This window comes from Paraburkholderia sp. WC7.3g, assembly GCF_050436345.1.
GTDB lineage: Bacteria > Pseudomonadota > Gammaproteobacteria > Burkholderiales > Burkholderiaceae > Paraburkholderia > Paraburkholderia podalyriae.
In genome coordinates, this window is the sequence record NZ_JBNDMA010000001.1 from 780,423 (window position 1) to 795,964 (window position 15,542).

General features: G+C 63.4%; 16 protein-coding genes and 1 pseudogene. 5 read left to right on the forward strand and 12 right to left on the reverse strand.

The genetic code is table 11. From position 1 onward, the window contains the following. Positions 1–18: 18 nt before the first annotated feature. Both OKW43_RS03665 and OKW43_RS03670 read right to left on the reverse strand, forming a co-directional pair. Positions 19–924 carry a lipid A biosynthesis lauroyl acyltransferase gene (locus OKW43_RS03665; protein WP_187633362.1) on the reverse strand — a complete coding sequence of 302 codons (906 nt, stop codon included), beginning with the start codon at positions 922–924 and terminating at the stop codon, positions 19–21. A 518-nt stretch (positions 925–1,442) separates the two neighbouring features. Further along, complete coding sequence (locus tag OKW43_RS03670) at positions 1,443–2,546, reverse strand: beta-propeller fold lactonase family protein (RefSeq protein ID WP_187633363.1); 1,104 nt, start codon at positions 2,544–2,546, stop codon at positions 1,443–1,445. Between the two features lie 180 nt (positions 2,547–2,726). Here OKW43_RS03670 and OKW43_RS03675 point away from each other — a divergent pair, with 180 nt between their 5' ends. From OKW43_RS03675 to gph, 5 genes are all read left to right on the forward strand, one after another. Beyond that, positions 2,727–3,491, forward strand: a complete 765-nt coding sequence (locus tag OKW43_RS03675; protein ID WP_429445334.1) for a TonB family protein — start codon at positions 2,727–2,729, stop codon at positions 3,489–3,491. A gap of 45 nt (positions 3,492–3,536) precedes the next feature. After that, a complete protein-coding gene (locus tag OKW43_RS03680; RefSeq protein WP_429445336.1) occupies positions 3,537–4,316 on the forward strand; it encodes a MotA/TolQ/ExbB proton channel family protein in 780 nt (259 codons plus the stop codon). Further along, on the forward strand, positions 4,307–4,729 hold the full coding sequence (locus tag OKW43_RS03685) for an ExbD/TolR family protein (protein ID WP_429445338.1): 423 nt from the start codon (positions 4,307–4,309) through the stop codon (positions 4,727–4,729). The genes OKW43_RS03680 and OKW43_RS03685 overlap by 10 nt, the downstream gene beginning before the upstream one ends. Positions 4,730–4,876: 147 nt before the next feature. Next, a complete protein-coding gene (locus OKW43_RS03690) occupies positions 4,877–5,698 on the forward strand; it encodes an HAD family hydrolase (RefSeq protein ID WP_187633367.1) in 822 nt (273 codons plus the stop codon). Continuing rightward, positions 5,695–6,387: a phosphoglycolate phosphatase gene (gene gph, locus OKW43_RS03695; RefSeq protein ID WP_429445340.1), complete on the forward strand. Its 693-nt coding sequence runs from the start codon at positions 5,695–5,697 to the stop codon at positions 6,385–6,387. The genes OKW43_RS03690 and gph overlap by 4 nt, the downstream gene beginning before the upstream one ends. 9 nt (positions 6,388–6,396) lie before the next feature. On the opposite strand, the gene OKW43_RS03700 is transcribed toward gph, so the two are convergent. From OKW43_RS03700 to OKW43_RS03745, 10 genes and pseudogenes are all read right to left on the reverse strand, one after another. Next, a complete protein-coding gene (locus tag OKW43_RS03700) occupies positions 6,397–7,083 on the reverse strand; it encodes an ankyrin repeat domain-containing protein (RefSeq protein WP_429445343.1) in 687 nt (228 codons plus the stop codon). Positions 7,084–7,099: 16 nt separating this feature from the next. Then, positions 7,100–7,720 (reverse strand): c-type cytochrome, encoded by a 621-nt coding sequence (locus tag OKW43_RS03705; RefSeq protein WP_429445345.1) that lies wholly within the window; start codon positions 7,718–7,720, stop codon positions 7,100–7,102. After that, a complete protein-coding gene (locus OKW43_RS03710; RefSeq protein ID WP_429445347.1) occupies positions 7,717–9,450 on the reverse strand; it encodes a pyrroloquinoline quinone-dependent dehydrogenase in 1,734 nt (577 codons plus the stop codon). The genes OKW43_RS03705 and OKW43_RS03710 overlap by 4 nt, the downstream gene beginning before the upstream one ends. 301 nt (positions 9,451–9,751) lie before the next feature. Beyond that, a complete protein-coding gene (locus tag OKW43_RS03715; protein ID WP_429445349.1) occupies positions 9,752–10,624 on the reverse strand; it encodes a VOC family protein in 873 nt (290 codons plus the stop codon). Further along, positions 10,585–11,055, reverse strand: coding sequence for a hypothetical protein (locus OKW43_RS03720; RefSeq protein ID WP_429445351.1), 471 nt, complete (start codon positions 11,053–11,055; stop codon positions 10,585–10,587). The genes OKW43_RS03715 and OKW43_RS03720 overlap by 40 nt, the downstream gene beginning before the upstream one ends. Positions 11,056–11,178: 123 nt before the next feature. Continuing rightward, positions 11,179–11,469 (reverse strand): contact-dependent growth inhibition system immunity protein, encoded by a 291-nt coding sequence (locus OKW43_RS03725; RefSeq protein WP_187633373.1) that lies wholly within the window; start codon positions 11,467–11,469, stop codon positions 11,179–11,181. 78 nt (positions 11,470–11,547) lie between these two features. Beyond that, a pseudogene (locus OKW43_RS03730) lies at positions 11,548–11,700 on the reverse strand (RNase A-like domain-containing protein); the annotation flags it as partial. A 342-nt stretch (positions 11,701–12,042) separates the two neighbouring features. Next, positions 12,043–13,086 carry a pyridoxal-dependent decarboxylase gene (locus OKW43_RS03735; RefSeq protein ID WP_429447321.1) on the reverse strand — a complete coding sequence of 348 codons (1,044 nt, stop codon included), beginning with the start codon at positions 13,084–13,086 and terminating at the stop codon, positions 12,043–12,045. Positions 13,087–13,323: 237 nt separating this feature from the next. After that, positions 13,324–13,719 carry an RT0821/Lpp0805 family surface protein gene (locus tag OKW43_RS03740; RefSeq protein WP_429445353.1) on the reverse strand — a complete coding sequence of 132 codons (396 nt, stop codon included), beginning with the start codon at positions 13,717–13,719 and terminating at the stop codon, positions 13,324–13,326. A 25-nt stretch (positions 13,720–13,744) separates the two neighbouring features. Then, positions 13,745–15,496, reverse strand: a complete 1,752-nt coding sequence (locus tag OKW43_RS03745) for a SulP family inorganic anion transporter (protein ID WP_187633375.1) — start codon at positions 15,494–15,496, stop codon at positions 13,745–13,747. Positions 15,497–15,542: the final 46 nt, after the last annotated feature.

The following is a 15,542-nucleotide window of genomic DNA, read 5'->3' on the forward strand; positions in this document are numbered from 1 at the left end:
GCCTTACGGACGGCGTGCTCAGTACACGCCTGGCACGCCCGGTGGACGATTCTTGAAGCGACGATGCACCCAGTAATATTGCGCTGGGCACTGACTGATCTGCGTTTCAAGAAACTCATTCATTCGGCGCGCGTCGATCGTCTCACTTTCTGAAGGAAAGTCGCTGAGCGGCTCGAAGATGGTCAGCTTATACCCGCGGTAATCGGGCAATACTTCAGTCACGAATGGTACAACCCGCGCATTGGCCAGTCGAGCAAGGCGCGAAACCGAAGTGAGTGTGCAGGCGGGGACGCCAAAAAACGGCACAAAAACGGAGTTGTGTGTGCCGTGATCCATATCAGCAGCCAGCATGACTGGTTTGCCTGAACGAAGTAAGCCGACGATCTTTCTGGCGCTTGTCGAACGTTCAATCATCTCGGCGCCAAATCTGCCGCGTTGCCGCTTGGCTAGATTGCAAAGGCGCGCGTTCGACATGCGTGTATACAGTGAGGCGGCGGGCAGGCGCGTTGAGTAGAGTATGCAGCCAACCTCGATGCTCACGAAATGGAAGCCCAGAAAGATGGTCGGTGGAGCATTCCTGTCTTCCAGATCGATTCGACTTTCGATGTGGACCAGCTTCCGTATCCTTTGCGCGCTGCCAAACCATTGAATCCCTCGTTCGAAATAGCTTCGAACGACGTGGCGAAAATGGTTTCTGGCAATGTCGTCGTACTCGCACTCGCTCTTGCCGGGAAAACAGAGACGCAGATTGACGAGAACGATATGTTTTCGGGAACTTGGAAGTGCATATAGCATTGCCCCAAGCGCGCTGCCGAACCTTGCGACGAGCGTATAGGGAAGGACTGCGAAGACGCGCAGCAGCACTACAATCAGAACATAGCCTAAATGCGCCAGGAACCTACCCCGCTCGTGAGAATCACTCATCGCGAAACGGAAAAATACGAATACTTACGGACGTCTAACACAATTCGAGATCCTGGTGGCGTAGCATGGCGACGGCGGAGAAGTATCGCACGCACTACTTTATGACGGGCTACCCAAGTGGACGCGCTACGGGTTCTTCCTGGCGAAAACAACTGTGCATGGCCGGCAGGCGCCCCGCCACCGATAGACCACCAGGGCGGCCATTCTACTTGAAAGCCACCGCCGAGTTCGATTGTGGCGAAGGGCAGATCCGGATCGACTGCCGTCCGGAGACAGAATGGTCTCGCGAGTGTCGGTTTGTTCGGTCGCGTCCGAGGCAAGGAGAACGTGATGCAATCAGCCATAGACGCCATGCTCAGCGCATGCGGCGGCGGCGCGCTGAGCATCATTCCCGAGGTCATCGACGCCTGGATGCAGACGCGCAATGACCCTCACCCGCGAACAACTCGCGGCGGCGGTGCCACGGGCGAACATACTGGTATGGCAGGACCCGATAACAGCTCATTCGCCCGCCCAGCTCAATGCGATTCGATCGAGCCGTCGCTGCGCGGATACGTGACGATGCCCCAAGCGAGCGGCAGCTCGCCGATCTGCTTGATCGGCTGATAACTGTTCGCGTCGAGCACATAGACCGCGTCGGAGCGCCCGCACGCGACCATCAGCTTCGAGCCGTCCGGCGTGAAGCTGAAATGCCAGCAGCGCTGGCCGACCGGCACATCGGCGACATGTTCGTACGTGTGACCGTCGAACACCTGCACCACCTTGTCGCGCGCGGCGGCCACGAAGAGCCGCTGACCGTTCGGACCGAACGCGACGCCATAGGGCCCGAGTTTGGTGTCGACGGTCTTGATGACGTCGAACGTGTGCGCGTCGATCACGACCAGCTTGCTGAGCGACTCCAGCGTGACCACATAGTGCTTGCCGTCGGGCGACAGCCGGATGCCGCGCGGCCGGCCGCCCGCCGCGAGCTTCACGGTTCGGATCGGCGCGCCGGTTCGTGCGTGATAGATCGACACCGTATCGTCGCCTTCGTTGGTGACGAGCATCGTCTGGCCGTCGCGCGAGAACTCAATGCCTTCGGTTTCGTGGCCGCTCGTGACCGAGCGGATCACACGCCAGTTTTTCATATCGATGATCGCGATTTCGGCGGGCGGCTTGTTCGCGTCGTCGTCGTCGGCGCCTGGCTTGCCGCCCGCGTTCGCGTCGGGTTTGCCTGCCGGTTTGGCTCCCGGTGGGCCGCTCTCCTCGCCGGGCTCGTAGGTCACGTACGCGTAACCGTTGCGCACGCGCACATATTCAGGGTTTTTGCCGATCTTCACGCGCTGCACGACCTTGCCCGTGGCGGTGTCGATCACCGCGAGATCGTTCGTGTTCTTGTTGGCGACCAGCAGGCGCGTGCCGTCGGCGTTCAGGCTCAGGCCGCGCGGGCCGTCCGCGCCGACCGGAAAGGTCTGCGCCAGCGTCATCTGGTCGATATCGATCACGCCGACGCCGGCCTTCTCGCTCGTCACGTAGGCGAGCGGCGCGGCCGCGGCATGCGCGGCGCTCGCGGCCAGCACGAACGCGCAGGTCAGCGCGACGGAACGGCGCGGCGGTCGGGGGAAAATCCGTGTCTCCAGCATCGTGGTACTCCGGGTTGAAATCGCGGCGCCGCGATGGTTCGCGTCATCGTTTCAAGGTAGCCCACCGGGCGATTGTTTGACAACGCGAATCGGACGGGAGATTTTCCCGAATTGCTTCGCGCCGGCCGTTGCGGGTTTGAAAAGCAGCGGCTGCGAGGGACAATGAGCGCGGAGGTGGCGATGATGCTGCAAGTTGCCATGGTGAACCCAGCAAGTCCTACGCATCGCGCGGCCGGTTACCGTGGCGTGGCCATCGTGCTGGGCGCCGTGATCGTCGCGCATCTGGTGCTGCTCGCCATCGCGTTGAGCGCGCGCAACAGCATCGTCGAGCGTCAGGTCGAGCCGCGCACGATCACCGCGTTGCTGCTAAGCCCCGAGCCCCCAGCTCCCGTCGTTTCGCCTGCGGCGCCGCCCACGCCCGCCGCTGTCGTTCCGCCGGCGACCACGCCGCCCGTCACGCGCCCCGCCGCGCGCGTCAAACCGGCGCCACAGCCGCGCACGCAGGTGCCGCGCAGTGTGGAAACGCCGCTGCCCAAGCCGTCCGCGTCGCGCGAAAGCAGCGCGCAGCCAGCCCCGCAAGCCGCCGTGCCCGAGACGGCAGCGGCCGCCGCGCCGTCGGCGGCAGCGGCGCCCGCCGTCCATCCGGCGATGCCCGCGTCGAGCGAGCCGCGCAACGTGTCGCATGTCGACTGCTCGATTCCGAAGCCCGACTATCCCGACGTCTCGAAGCGGCGCGGCGAGCATGGCACCGCCATCGTGCGTTTCGTCGTCGGGTTGAGCGGGCATATCGAAACGGCGCAGCTGCAAACCAGCAGCGGCTCCGCGCGGCTCGACGACGCAGCGCTCGCCGCCGTGCATGCGGGCGCCTGTCAGCCGTACACCGAAAACGGCACGCCGGTGCGCGCCGCGTACTCGCAATCGTTCGTGTTCGGACTGACCGAGTGAGCGAACCGCGAATCGGACCAGGGACACCCAACGAAGGAACTCGCCATGCAACACTATGGACTCGCAAACGTCTGGGATTCAGGTGATATCGTCACGCGCGGCATCCTGAGCGTGCTCGTGATCATGTCGGTGCTGTCGTGGACGGTGATCATCGTGAAGCTGTGGCAACTCATCCGCCTCAGGCGCGTGACCCGCCACAGCGACGCGCGTTTCTGGAGCGCGGACCGCTTCGACGACGGACTGCGCAGCCTCGGCCACCCGGAATCGACCGCGCGCGACAACCCGCTGCTCGCGCTCGCGCTGGCGGGCCATGAAGCCGCGACGCACCATCGGCAGACGCAGCAGCATCTGCACGACCGGATCGACGTGTCCGACTGGATCACCCGGCGTCTGCAGGACACGATGGACGAGACGATCGCGCGCCTGCAAAGCGGCCTCGCGATCCTCGCGTCGATCGGCAGCACCGCGCCTTTCGTCGGGCTGTTCGGCACCGTATGGGGCATCTACCATGCGCTGATCGTGATCGGCGAAACCGGTCAGACGTCGATCGATCATGTCGCCGGTCCGGTCGGCGAGTCGCTGATCATGACGGCGTTCGGGCTCTTCGTCGCGATTCCCGCCGTGCTCGGCTACAACGGCCTGACGCGCGCGAACCGCTCGATCGTCGCGCGCCTGAAGCGTTTCGCGCACGGCTTGCATGCGTACTTCGTGACCGGCTCGCAATTGCCGTCGAGCGCCGGGCCGCAGATGCGCGTGGTGCCGCGCGGCACCAACGCGACGAACGCGACCGGCGCAAGCCGTGACGGAGACCTCGAATGGCAATGAGCCCTTTCTCCGACGACGACGATCAAGGTCTGATGAACGAGATCAACATGACGCCGCTCGTCGACGTGATGCTGGTGCTGCTGATCATTTTTCTCGTGACGATCCCGGCGCTGCAACATGCGGTCCGGGTCGATCTGCCGCACGCGAGCAGCCAGCCGGAAGCGGTCAAGCCCGCGCACGTGGACGTCGTGGTGCAGGCGGAGGGCACCGTCATGTGGGATGGTCAGCCCGTGAGCGACGACGGCTTGCGCGCGCGCATCGCGCAAGCCGCGCTCGCGACGCCGCAGCCGGAGCTGCATTTGCGCGCCGATCGCAAGGTGCCGTATGAGCGGGTGGCGATCGTGATGTCGGCGGCGCAGCGCGGCGGGCTGACGAAGATGGGCTTCGTGACCGATCCGCGGTTGGGCAATTGACGCCGCGCGGCGCGCGAGTTCAGATGCGCGCGGGTACCTAAAGTCCGCCTTATCGGCGGCGAAAGAATCTCTGAATTTGCATCGGCGAGCGGCTCGGCTATCGTGGTGCGTGTCTGAACGACACACCGCCCTCGGGAGGACCGCACGATGCAAGCCCTTATCTTCGACGTCGACGGTACGCTCGCCGACACCGAGACCGCTCATCTGCACGCATTCAACGCCGCGTTTGCGGAAGCGGGCCTCGACTGGTTCTGGGACGAGGCGCTCTATGCGGGTCTCCTGAAAGTGGCGGGCGGCAAGGAGCGTCTGCTCCATTACTGGCGCACGGTCGACTGCGAGGAAGCCGGTGGCGCGCGGGTGCGAGAGGCGGTCGACGCGCTGCACGCGCTGAAGACGCGCCACTACACCGAGCGGATGCGCGAGCGCGGCGTGCCGCTGCGACCCGGCATCGCGCGTCTGATCGACGAAGCGAACGAGGCCGGCTTGCGCGTGGCGATCGCGACGACCACGACGCCCGCCAACCTCGACGCGCTGCTGCATGCGCATTTCGGTGCGAGCTGGCGCCATCGCTTCGCGGCTATCGGCGACGCCGGCACCACGCCGGCGAAAAAGCCCGCTCCCGACGTCTATCGCCACGTGCTCGAACAGTTGGGCTTGCAGCCCGCTGCCTGCCTCGCCTTCGAAGACTCGCGCAACGGCCTGCTGGCGGCGCGCGCCGCGCGCGTGCCGGTCGTCGTCACGCCGAGCGCGTTTACCGCGCATGAGGACTTCGATGGCGCGCTGGCCGTGCTGCCTCATCTCGGCGATCCGCATGCACCGATTGTTTCGATGGTGTGCGGCGAATGGCCTCGCTGGGTGGATCTGGCGACACTGCGCCGCTGGCATCACGACGCCGCGCGCCGTCCCGATCCGGCCGCGCGCGGCGCACTGAACGGGGCCCAAGCGCGCGCGACCGGCAGCGCGCGATGACGATCAACCACGATTGCCGCGCCGTCCTGATCGATCTGGACGGCACGATGGTCGATACCGCGCCGGACATCGTCGCGGCCGCCGGTCTGATGCTGAGGGACTTCGGCGCCGCGCCGCTGCCGTATGACATGGTGACCGGCTTCATCGGTAACGGCGTGCGCCAACTCGTGCGACGCTCGCTGCACGCCGCGAGCCTCGGCGAGCACGTCGAGCTGGAGCACGCGCAGGCCGTGTTCGAGCGGCACTACGCGATGACCAACGCCGAGCTGGGTCGGGTCTTTCCTGGCGTGATGGCCGGCTTGCGCGGATTGCGGCGGCGCGGCTACCGCTGCGCGTGCGTGACCAACAAGCCACAGTCGCTGGCGGCAGCGCTACTCGATAAAACGGGGCTTGCCGCTTATCTCGACGTGCTGGTCGCGGGCGACACCGTGGCGAGCATGAAGCCGTCGCCCGAGCCGCTTTGGCACGCGTGCCGGCTGCTCGACGTCGAGCCCGAACGTTGCGCGCTGGTCGGCGATTCATCGGTCGATGTCGCGGCGGCGCGCGCGGCCGGTTTGCCGGTCTTTATCGTCAGCTATGGCTATGGCAGCGCGAGCGGCCCGGACATGCCGCGCTGCGACGCACTGATCGATTCGTTCGAAGCACTGCCGGCGATTCTGGCGCAAGCGCGGCCGGCATGGCGCGCGTGATTCGAGCCCCTAACTCGCCGACAACAACCCCGCGACCCGCTCCGACTTCGTCTGCACCGCGATATCTTTCGCCGTCATCCCCCGGTTGTCCTTCAACGACCGGCTCGCGCCGCGCGCCAGCAACAATTGGGCGGTTTCCGCGCGATCGTATCCCGCCGCCCACATCAGCGCGGTCAGATCGTTCTTGTAGGTCCGGTTCACGTCGATGCCGGCATCGAGCAGCTCACTCACGACCCTGGTTTGCCCCTGGCCCGCCGCATATTCCATCGCGGTCTTGCCGACGCGATCCGTCGCGAGCGGATCGGCGCCATGCGCGAGCAGCAGCGCGACGATCTCGTCGAAGCCGCCGTAGGCGGCGGCCATCAGCGGCGTATCGCCCGGCGCGTTCGCATGCTGCACGTTCGCGCCGCGCTCGATCAGCGTGCGCGCCATCGCCGTATCACCTTTCTTGCACGCGGTGACGAGCGCGGTGTCGCCGATCCGGTTCATCGCATCGACCGACGCGCCGCGCTGCAACGCCGCGGCGACGGACTGCTGATCGTCGTCCCTGGCGGCCGACAGCAGTTGGCGGTTGATTTCCCCCTGGTCCTGCGCGAGCGCCGGCACATAACCGCCGAACGCGCCGCCGAACGCGCCGCCGAACGCGGCGGCGAGCACGACGGCGGCCGCAAGCGGCCGGGTGAACAGCACTGTCATGATGTCGTCCCCCGTGCTACTGAAGATTGTTGATATAGGCGGCCAGATGCTGGATGTCGTCGTCGGTCAGATTGCGCGTGACGCTGGTCATGTTGCCCGCATCGTTGGTGCGCGTGCGCGAGCGAAAGTCCTGCAATTGCTTGACGATGTACTGATACTGCTGGCCCGCTACCCGCGGAATCTCGTTCAGCCCGGAAAAGCCGCCCAGGTGGCACATCGTGCACAGCACCTCGGCGGCCTTCTTGCGGCCCGCTTCGATGCTCGCGCCATCCGCGTTGAACGGCACCGGCACGAGCTTCTGCGCGGCGAAGTAGTCGGCGAGGTCCTGCATATCCTCGCTCGACAGGTTCGCCGCCATCGGCGACATGCGCGGATCGCTGCGCCGCCCCTGCTTGAAGTCCTTCAGCTCCAGATACAGGTAGCGCGCGGTTTGCCCGGCCAGAATCGGATAGTCCGGACTGGTCGAATTGCCCATCGGCCCGTGACAGGCCACGCACACCTGCGCTTTCGCCTTGCCCGCCTCGGCGTCGGCGCGCGCGCCCGACGGCAGCGACGCGGCGATCAACCCGCCGCACAGCAGCGCCACCCGCGCAGCGCGCGCCACACCCGGCGCTCCCCGCAGCGCCGGCCGCCTCATGGCACCGCGAACACGATGACGCTATTGCCGCGCTTGTAGTCGAGCTGCGTATTGCCGCCCGCCGCCACCGCGATGTACTGCTTGCCGTTCACCGTGTACGACACGGCTGGCGCGTTGACGCCCGCGCCGCACTGGAACTCCCACAGCTTCTTGCCGCTGGCGGCATCGAACGCGCGGAACAGGCCGTTGCCCTCGCCGTTGAACACGAGACCGCCCGCAGTCGCGAGCACGCCGCCGATCAGCGGCTGCTCGGTCTTGTAGTCCCATGCGATCTTGCCGGTGTCGACGTTGACGGCCGACAGCTTGCCCCATTGCTGCTCGCTCGGAATCACCTTGAACGCGCCGCCGAGCCACAGCTTGCTACCGCCGGGATAGGCGGCATCCTCGACCTGATACGTCATCGGCTGATGCAGGTTGGCCGCGTAGACGAGGCGCGTGTGCGGATCGAATGCGATCGGCGACCACTCGACGCCGCCGTTCGCGCCCGGCAGCATGCGCGCGCCGGCCGCGGTCGGCAAGGTCCACATGTTCTCCTGCGGAATCATCGCCTGCGAGAAGCGGATCAAACGGCCAGTCGCGCGATCATGCACGTACACGTGACCGGTCTTGCCCGCATGCACGATGCCGGGAATCATCTTGCCGTCGTTGTCGCGCACGTCGATCAGGACCGGCGGGCTCGCCGCGTCCAGGTCCCACACGTCGTGCGGCACGTACTGGTAGTGCCATTTGTACTTGCCGGTGTCGAGATCGATCGCGATGAGCGAATCCGTATAGAGGTTGTCTCCCGGCCGGATCGCACCATACAGGTCCGGCGACGGATTGCCGGCCACGAAGTACACCGTATGCGTCTGCCGGTCGATCGCCGGCGTCATCCAGACGCCGCCGCCGAGCGTCTTGTAGAAGTCGCCGCCCTTGTCGGCCAGCTGCTTCTTCTCCGCGTCGATATCGCGCTTCTCATCGCGGCCGGTCGCGTCTTTGGTGGCCCACACGCCTTCCTGGCCGGTTTCCGGAATCGTGTAGAAGGTCCACAGCAACTGGCCGGAATTCGCGTCGTACGCCTTCACGAAGCCGCGAATGCCGTACTCGCCGCCGTTCGTGCCGATCAGCACCTTGCCGTCGACGACCGTCGGCGCCATCGTTTCCGAGTAGCCCTCGTCGGGATTGGCGATCTGGCTTTGCCACAGCACGTTGCCGGTTTTGGCGTCGAGCGCGACGAGCTTGGAGTCGAGCGTGCCCATATAGAGCCGGTCACCCGAAATCGCGACGCCACGATTGTTCGGCCCGCAACAGAACGTCGTGACCGGACCCATCTTGTGCTTGTAATGCCAGAACTCTTTGCCCGTCGTCGCATCGATCGCGTATACGTGATTGAACGACGTGGTCAGGAACATCACGCCGTCCTTCACGATCGGCGCCGTTTCCATCGACTCGCTGACGGCCGTCTGGAAGATGAACGCCGGCCTGAGCTTCGCGACGTTCGTCCGGTTGATCTGCGAGCCGGGGTAATAGCGCGTCTGCGCGTACGAGCCGTTCGAATGCAGCCAGACCGCCGTCATGCTGCCGGCGCGATCGAGCTGATCCTGGGTCACGGGCTGAAGCGTCGATGGCACCGGCGCGGCGGTGGTGGTCGAGCTGTTCTGTACTTCGTCCGCGGCATGGGCCGCAGGCAAGCCGAACGCGATGGCGAGCAGTGGCAGGCCGACAATTCCTTGAATGCGGTTGAATGACATGAGCGTCTCCTAGCTTTTTATTGTTCCTATTAATTGCAGCGCAGGAGTGCGACATGGATCCACGCGGACGACAGCGTGAAAGAGCACGATGGCGCAACCCCCGCAGACAACAAATGCGTACGACGTCGAATCGTTGTTAGCTTTGTCAGGATGGGTCGGCTTCGCAGAGTGGGGAGAAGTGATGCACGGGTCCGCGGAAAACCGGCTCGATTAAGGGTAGGCCATGTGGTGTGGATTTTCTAGATTAAATCGTTAAGGAATGGGAATCGATCAGCGTGCACCAGCAGTGCGCCGGGCGACATCAGAAACGGCCGCCGCGCGAATCGGCACCCTTCAGATAGTTCTGGTTGGTCTGTTCCGGATTCCGGTTCACCAGCGCTCGCGCGTAGAGCGGATGATGCAGGCTCCGCACTTCGTGCTCGAGCCTGAAGCAACGCTCTCCGGACGACAGATCGACGAGGTCGGCAAATCGGTATTGGTGTGGCACTTCTCCATATACGAGGCCTTTTGCGTTGAGGCGCTTGAACGGCTCCGAAAAAGCAGCGGTGTAAATGGCGATGTGGTGTCCGTCGTATTCAGGAATGGGCTCGGTCGTTTCCGCATACAGCAGCAGCTGATGCGTGCCGATGTCGATCACCGCGCGGTGCAATCGATGCTTCTCTTCGATGTCGACGGTCGCATCGAACATATCGCGGTAGAAGCGCGCGATCGGCAACGCGCTGCCGACCGGTACATCGATCTTCACGAACGCGATGCCAAGATCGATTTCCGACCAGCGGTCCGACGCGGATCGGCTGGAGGGATTGAGACACTCGTAACGGTTGCCCCACGGACAGGTCACTTCGATGCTGCCGGAGCGCTCCGTCCATCCGAACGCAGTGCCGGCGAGCAGTGGCTCGACCGAGCGCAGACGCATCGCGAGCGCTTCGAGTTCGCCCACCACAAGACCGACACTGCCGCGCAGACGTTGCGCCGCCCCGTGCGGCAGGTGAATCTGCGACCGGCCGATGTTGATCCACATATTGTCGATACCGGTCATCACGAACGGATCGCGCGTGAGCCCGAGTCCGGTGACGTAGAAGGCGGTCGCGAGCACCTGGTTGGGAATCTTCAGGTTCACGTGCTCGAGCAGGATCAGATTGCCGGTATCGTCGTTAGCGTAAGAGTGTTCCATGTGTTTGCCTTGTGCATGAGCCGCGAAGCGCTGGACAAATTATGCATCAACATGGCAGGCATTTCGCGGACGGCGCGCAGTGCGCGCACTACAAGGCTTGACCATTCCATGTGCTCATCTCGCCTTCGATAGTATCGCCACAGCCTCATGATCGCCACATATGCCAAAGCAGCAACGATCAGATTCATAGTTACCGTCGCCACGAAAAATAAATCATCGGCATCGCGGATACGAAGCCGGTTGGCGACGTGTAGCCAGAAAAGTTCCCGGGTTTCCGGCATCGGTATGGGATACGTGTGAACGTAGGGCAGGAAAAGACGGAACAGGCGCTTATCGCGCCGTCGCTCACGACTCACTAATGCGCCGGCCCGCGTTGGCCGATAGCAGCTGTGCATTTCCTTGCCCTGCTGCGCCGGCTCGAATACGAGCAACGCTCCGACAAGCTAATTGAGCTTGCTCGTGCATCGCACGTTGTGTTCCAGCTTTTCCGCGAACATCGCCGCGCGTGCATGCGCCGGGTGGCATCGAACCACCCTCGCGCGGCGACCAGTGGATTACTCGCTCAGAAGGCGCTTCAGCTCGTCAAGGAATGAGGCTGTAGTGTGGCCCCACAGATTAGGATCAAACCCTGAACCGTAATCTCTTTCGAACGCAGAATCCAGGTCGGACGGATGTTCATTTATGAACGAATTTATTTCATCAATTATTTCTTTTCGATATTCCAGTGGGATATCATTTTTATAGCATGAGACAATTTCAGGGATTGTGTTTCCCCACAAATCAAAATCCTCATTGAAATACGCGCCGAAAAGCTCGTACATTCTAGGGTAGCGCTCTGATAACATTGGTTATCCTTAGCCGACGTGGGCGGTTAATATGTAGTACGGCATATTGTTATATTCCTGAAACTTCAGAATTACGGTTACTTCCAGCACCCCGCCGACAACCTGCAGACCGCCCCATAGCCGGTTGGAAAGCATCTCGGTGGGGCTGATCGACTGGCGGGAGAGTACCGCGGCCAGTTGCGGCGCACTGAGCACGACGCGCACGCCGTCCGAATTCTGTTGATACGACATTCCGAACTCCTCTGTAGCTGTTGGGGCTGCCAAGCTAGCAGGCGACCACAGGGCTATGGAATGGGCGATGGATGATTTTAGGGTTTCGCTACGTTCAGCGAAATGTCAACATTTGTCCGCGTGGGAATGCACATCGTGACGCGTGTGGAGCTTCGGCAGGATGTGATCGACCACGCTAACCGTGTTGGCCGCAATATGGCCATGTGCCCACGCCCATTGCATGACGGCGTGCATGCGTTGGCGGGTGCCACTCAATGCGACAAACACGGCAATCGCCGCCGGGCACGATGCTGCCTTCCACCTCAGTCTTCGCGATAGCCCCGGACGTCCCGTCTGTCACGCTCAGCACTTGCTCGGCGTCTCCTGCCCCGCCGCGTGTCTGTGCAACTCGGGCGGCGTCGCGTTGCCGCCATGTTGTTCGAGGTATTTGCACGCGCTGACGATGTCGTTGGCAAGCAGTCCCGCCACGGTCCGGTTGACATGCGGCCTCACCACGACCCGCAGGCTGTTGACCGATTCCGCGTTGGGCGGCATCGAATAGGCCGAGAGCACCCAGCCTTTTTCGCGCACCTTGTTCGAAACGTCGAACTCGTTGAAATTTTTGATCTTGCTGTCGAGCGTCACGGCCACGACCAGAATCCGCTGCGTTTCGTTCACCATCGTGAAGTATCCGCTTTCGACGAGAACGCCCCGCAACGCGATCGCGTTATCGAGCGTGTGCTGCATGATCCTTCGATAGCCTTCGAAACCGTGCCTGAGGAACATGTAGTACTGCACGGCCACCTGCAACGCGTTACGGCTGAAGTTCAACGTCGCAGTCGGCATTTCGCCCTGGATATCGTCGTCCCCGCCGGTGAAGGTTTGCCCCGCGAGGGCCACGACGGCAATCGTGTTTTGATCCACGTACTTGTCCAGATGTTCGGCCGTCAACCTGTAGTTGCCTGGCGTCAACGGCACGATGCGCGGCTCGACGTCGAAATCGCGAAGGAATTTCTTCCATACGATCTGCACGTTGCCGTCCGTCACCATGTTCGGTTTGCTGCCGTCCTTGCCTTGCGCTTCCCGGTTCTTGCGCCAGTTCCATTTGTGCGCGAGACCGGCCAGCATGCAGGCCTCCGACGAACCCACCGTCGCGGTGCCATACGGCTCGACGCCTTTGGGTCCGTTCCATCGGTGATGCAGCCATTGGACCATCAGCAATTCCATCGCGAACGCCTGCGGGTACATGTCATGGTCGATATAGTTCTTGAAGATGTTGCGCTTCGCGGTCTCCGCCGCTTCGGGTTCGGCCCACGTCGTGACGAACGACGACATGTTCAGCATCGGATTGGCGTCGGTCCATTCCGAGCTGATCGATTTGACGTTCGGCGACACCGTGATGCGCATCTGTCCGATTGCAATGGCCACTAGCAGCGTCGCCGTGACTGCGGCGAGAGCGGTTCGCCCGTTGACACCGACGTGAGAGCGGGTGTGTCGTAAATGGATAGCGGCCGCCCGGTTTTCTCCAGAGGTCAGCCGAGCTCCGGAATCGGTCTTTTCCGGTGAATACAATGGTTCTTCCGGCGAGGCAAAACAATACGACCTTGGTCTGACGAAATTGATGCACTGCTTACGCGCGCGTCCTTATTTCCTGAGAACTTTCCACAGCCCATTGCCGGTTTTGCAGGCGACCGGCGTCCAGCTCTGGGTCTGCCCTTTCGCGACCGCGACGAGCGTCACGGTCCGGCAGGTTCGGTCGCCGTCCTGCGTCGTATCCCGCGGCGTCACCGTGCCCGTGATCGAAACGGGATTGCCGGTCCCCGCATTGCTCCACTCGATCGATTCGCCATCCTTTTTTGTGTCGAGTGCCTTTTGCGCCGCATTGTTGAGCGCTTTACGGTCAGCGTCGCGCATGTACGTAATGGGCGTGTCCTTCAGAAAGTTCAGGTTCGATGCATGACACAAAACGGGGCCGGCCAGCAGCGCCGCCGCGAGCCACCGCGTGAGCGCGCGGGAGCCGGAACGAAATTGGCATGACATGGGTATCTCCTCGATTTCATCTGCGTCATCTGCGCTTCGCGTCGTCCGCGAGATCGCCGTTTTGCTGGAACGCGTCGACGGCGTCCGCCACCGAAGCGCGCCGGCCGATGTGGCCGACACGAACTTCGAGTCCCTCGGCGCGCAGCATGTCGCGCACCTCCGCGTGGGCGCCGACGACCTTCATCGCGGTGCCCGCGGCCTGAAGCGCGACGTGCAACGCTTCGAGCATGCGCGCGCCCGCCAGATCGACGACCGGCGACGCGGACAGATCGCAGATCACGAGCCGGACAGGCTCGGGCGCGGCGTGGATCAATCGCCAGATCGTCTCGCGCACGTGCTCGACGTTGAAGTACAGCAACGACGCTTCGACGCGCACCGCCAGCACATGTGCAATCGTTTCGTTTTCGGTATGACGTTCGAGATCCGAGAAATAGCGCGTGCCGGGAATACGCCCCAGCATCGCGACATGCGGATGCGCGGCGCGGCGGATGATCAGCAGCATCGACACGAGCACCGCGACGATCACGCCCTTCAGGATGCCCAACAACAACACCGCCGCGAACGCCACCATCGAAATCGCGAATTCGAAGCGGCTCACACGCCACATATGACGCAATTCACCGACATCGACGAGGCCCTTCACGGCCACGAGCACGATCGCCGCCAACACGACGTTGGGCAGATTCGCGAGCAGCCCGGTGAGGAACATCAGGCAGAATCCGATCGCGAGCGACGCGAATACCAGCGCAAGCGCACTTTTCGCGCCGGCCTTGTCATTCACTGACGATTGCGAAAGGCCGCCCGCGACCGGATAGGCCTGGAACAATCCCGCGGCCAGATTGGCCGCTCCGAGACCCAGCAATTCCTGGCGGGCGTCGATCTCGTCACCATGCGCCTGCGCAAGCGCGCGCGCGGCCGAAACGCTCTCGACATAGGCCAGCAGCAGACACGCGAACGCGAGCGGGACGATGCCGTCGACATCGCGCAACCGCAGCCCTGGCAGACGGAATTCAGGCAAGCCCCGCGGCAGCGCGCCCACCAGCGTGAATCCGCGGTCGGCCAGCGGCGTGACCGACAACACGACGATCGAGGCAGCGACGACGACGAGCGCCACCGGACGCCCCGGCAAAAATTTTTCGCCGAGCAGCAGCAACGCGATGCAAACGAGGCCGAACCCGAGCACGCTGACGTTGGTGAGCGGAAGCTGCCCCCACAGCACGGCGATCCGTTCGAAGAAAAACTCGCCGCCGCCTTTTACGCCGAACAGTTTCGGCAGTTGGGTCATCGCGATCGTCAGCGCGGCGCCCGCCTTGAAGCCGAGCAGGATTGTCTCGCTGATGAAGCTGACGAGCGAGCTCAACCGCAGCAGCCAGCCGATCACACACATGCAGGCGATCAACACGGCCGTGAGCGCCGAAATCGAAGCCCAGCGCGCCGGGTCGCCGCCGGCCATCGTCGCGACCGTCACGCCGACCAGCATCGAAATCGCCGAGGTCGGGCCGATCGCGAGCTGGCGCGACGAGCCGAACAGCGCGTAACAGACGCCGCCGGCCAGATAGCCGTAGATGCCGTATTGAGCCGGCAAGCCCGCGAGCGACGCATACGCGAGCGATACCGGAATGCCATAGGCCGCGAGCGTCACGCCGGCGACCGCGTCCTTCACGAGCCATCGAGGCCGATAGCTTCGCAGCCACTGCGCGGGAGGAAACGCGGCACGCCACCCACGCACGGGCGGCGCGGCCGTCGAGCGGCCGGTGACGCTGGAAGGGTTGTTCAACGTAGCGCCTCGAGTATGGAAGCTGACTTGACGGAAGCACCGGCGC

Bases quoted from the DNA above. Each gene is read 5' to 3' on its own strand.
- OKW43_RS03665 (WP_187633362.1), bottom strand. From the start codon at position 924: ATGAGTGATTCTCACGAGCGGGGTAGGTTCCTGGCGCATTTAGGCTAT.
- OKW43_RS03670 (WP_187633363.1), bottom strand. From the start codon at position 2,546: ATGCTGGAGACACGGATTTTCCCCCGACCGCCGCGCCGTTCCGTCGCG.
- OKW43_RS03675 (WP_429445334.1), top strand. From the start codon at position 2,727: ATGATGCTGCAAGTTGCCATGGTGAACCCAGCAAGTCCTACGCATCGC.
- OKW43_RS03680 (WP_429445336.1), top strand. From the start codon at position 3,537: ATGCAACACTATGGACTCGCAAACGTCTGGGATTCAGGTGATATCGTC.
- OKW43_RS03685 (WP_429445338.1), top strand. From the start codon at position 4,307: ATGGCAATGAGCCCTTTCTCCGACGACGACGATCAAGGTCTGATGAAC.
- OKW43_RS03690 (WP_187633367.1), top strand. From the start codon at position 4,877: ATGCAAGCCCTTATCTTCGACGTCGACGGTACGCTCGCCGACACCGAG.
- gph (WP_429445340.1), top strand. From the start codon at position 5,695: ATGACGATCAACCACGATTGCCGCGCCGTCCTGATCGATCTGGACGGC.
- OKW43_RS03700 (WP_429445343.1), bottom strand. From the start codon at position 7,083: ATGACAGTGCTGTTCACCCGGCCGCTTGCGGCCGCCGTCGTGCTCGCC.
- OKW43_RS03705 (WP_429445345.1), bottom strand. From the start codon at position 7,720: ATGAGGCGGCCGGCGCTGCGGGGAGCGCCGGGTGTGGCGCGCGCTGCG.
- OKW43_RS03710 (WP_429445347.1), bottom strand. From the start codon at position 9,450: ATGTCATTCAACCGCATTCAAGGAATTGTCGGCCTGCCACTGCTCGCC.
- OKW43_RS03715 (WP_429445349.1), bottom strand. From the start codon at position 10,624: ATGGAACACTCTTACGCTAACGACGATACCGGCAATCTGATCCTGCTC.
- OKW43_RS03725 (WP_187633373.1), bottom strand. From the start codon at position 11,469: ATGTTATCAGAGCGCTACCCTAGAATGTACGAGCTTTTCGGCGCGTAT.
- OKW43_RS03735 (WP_429447321.1), bottom strand. From the start codon at position 13,086: ATGCGCATCACGGTGTCGCCGAACGTCAAATCGATCAGCTCGGAATGG.
- OKW43_RS03740 (WP_429445353.1), bottom strand. From the start codon at position 13,719: ATGTCATGCCAATTTCGTTCCGGCTCCCGCGCGCTCACGCGGTGGCTC.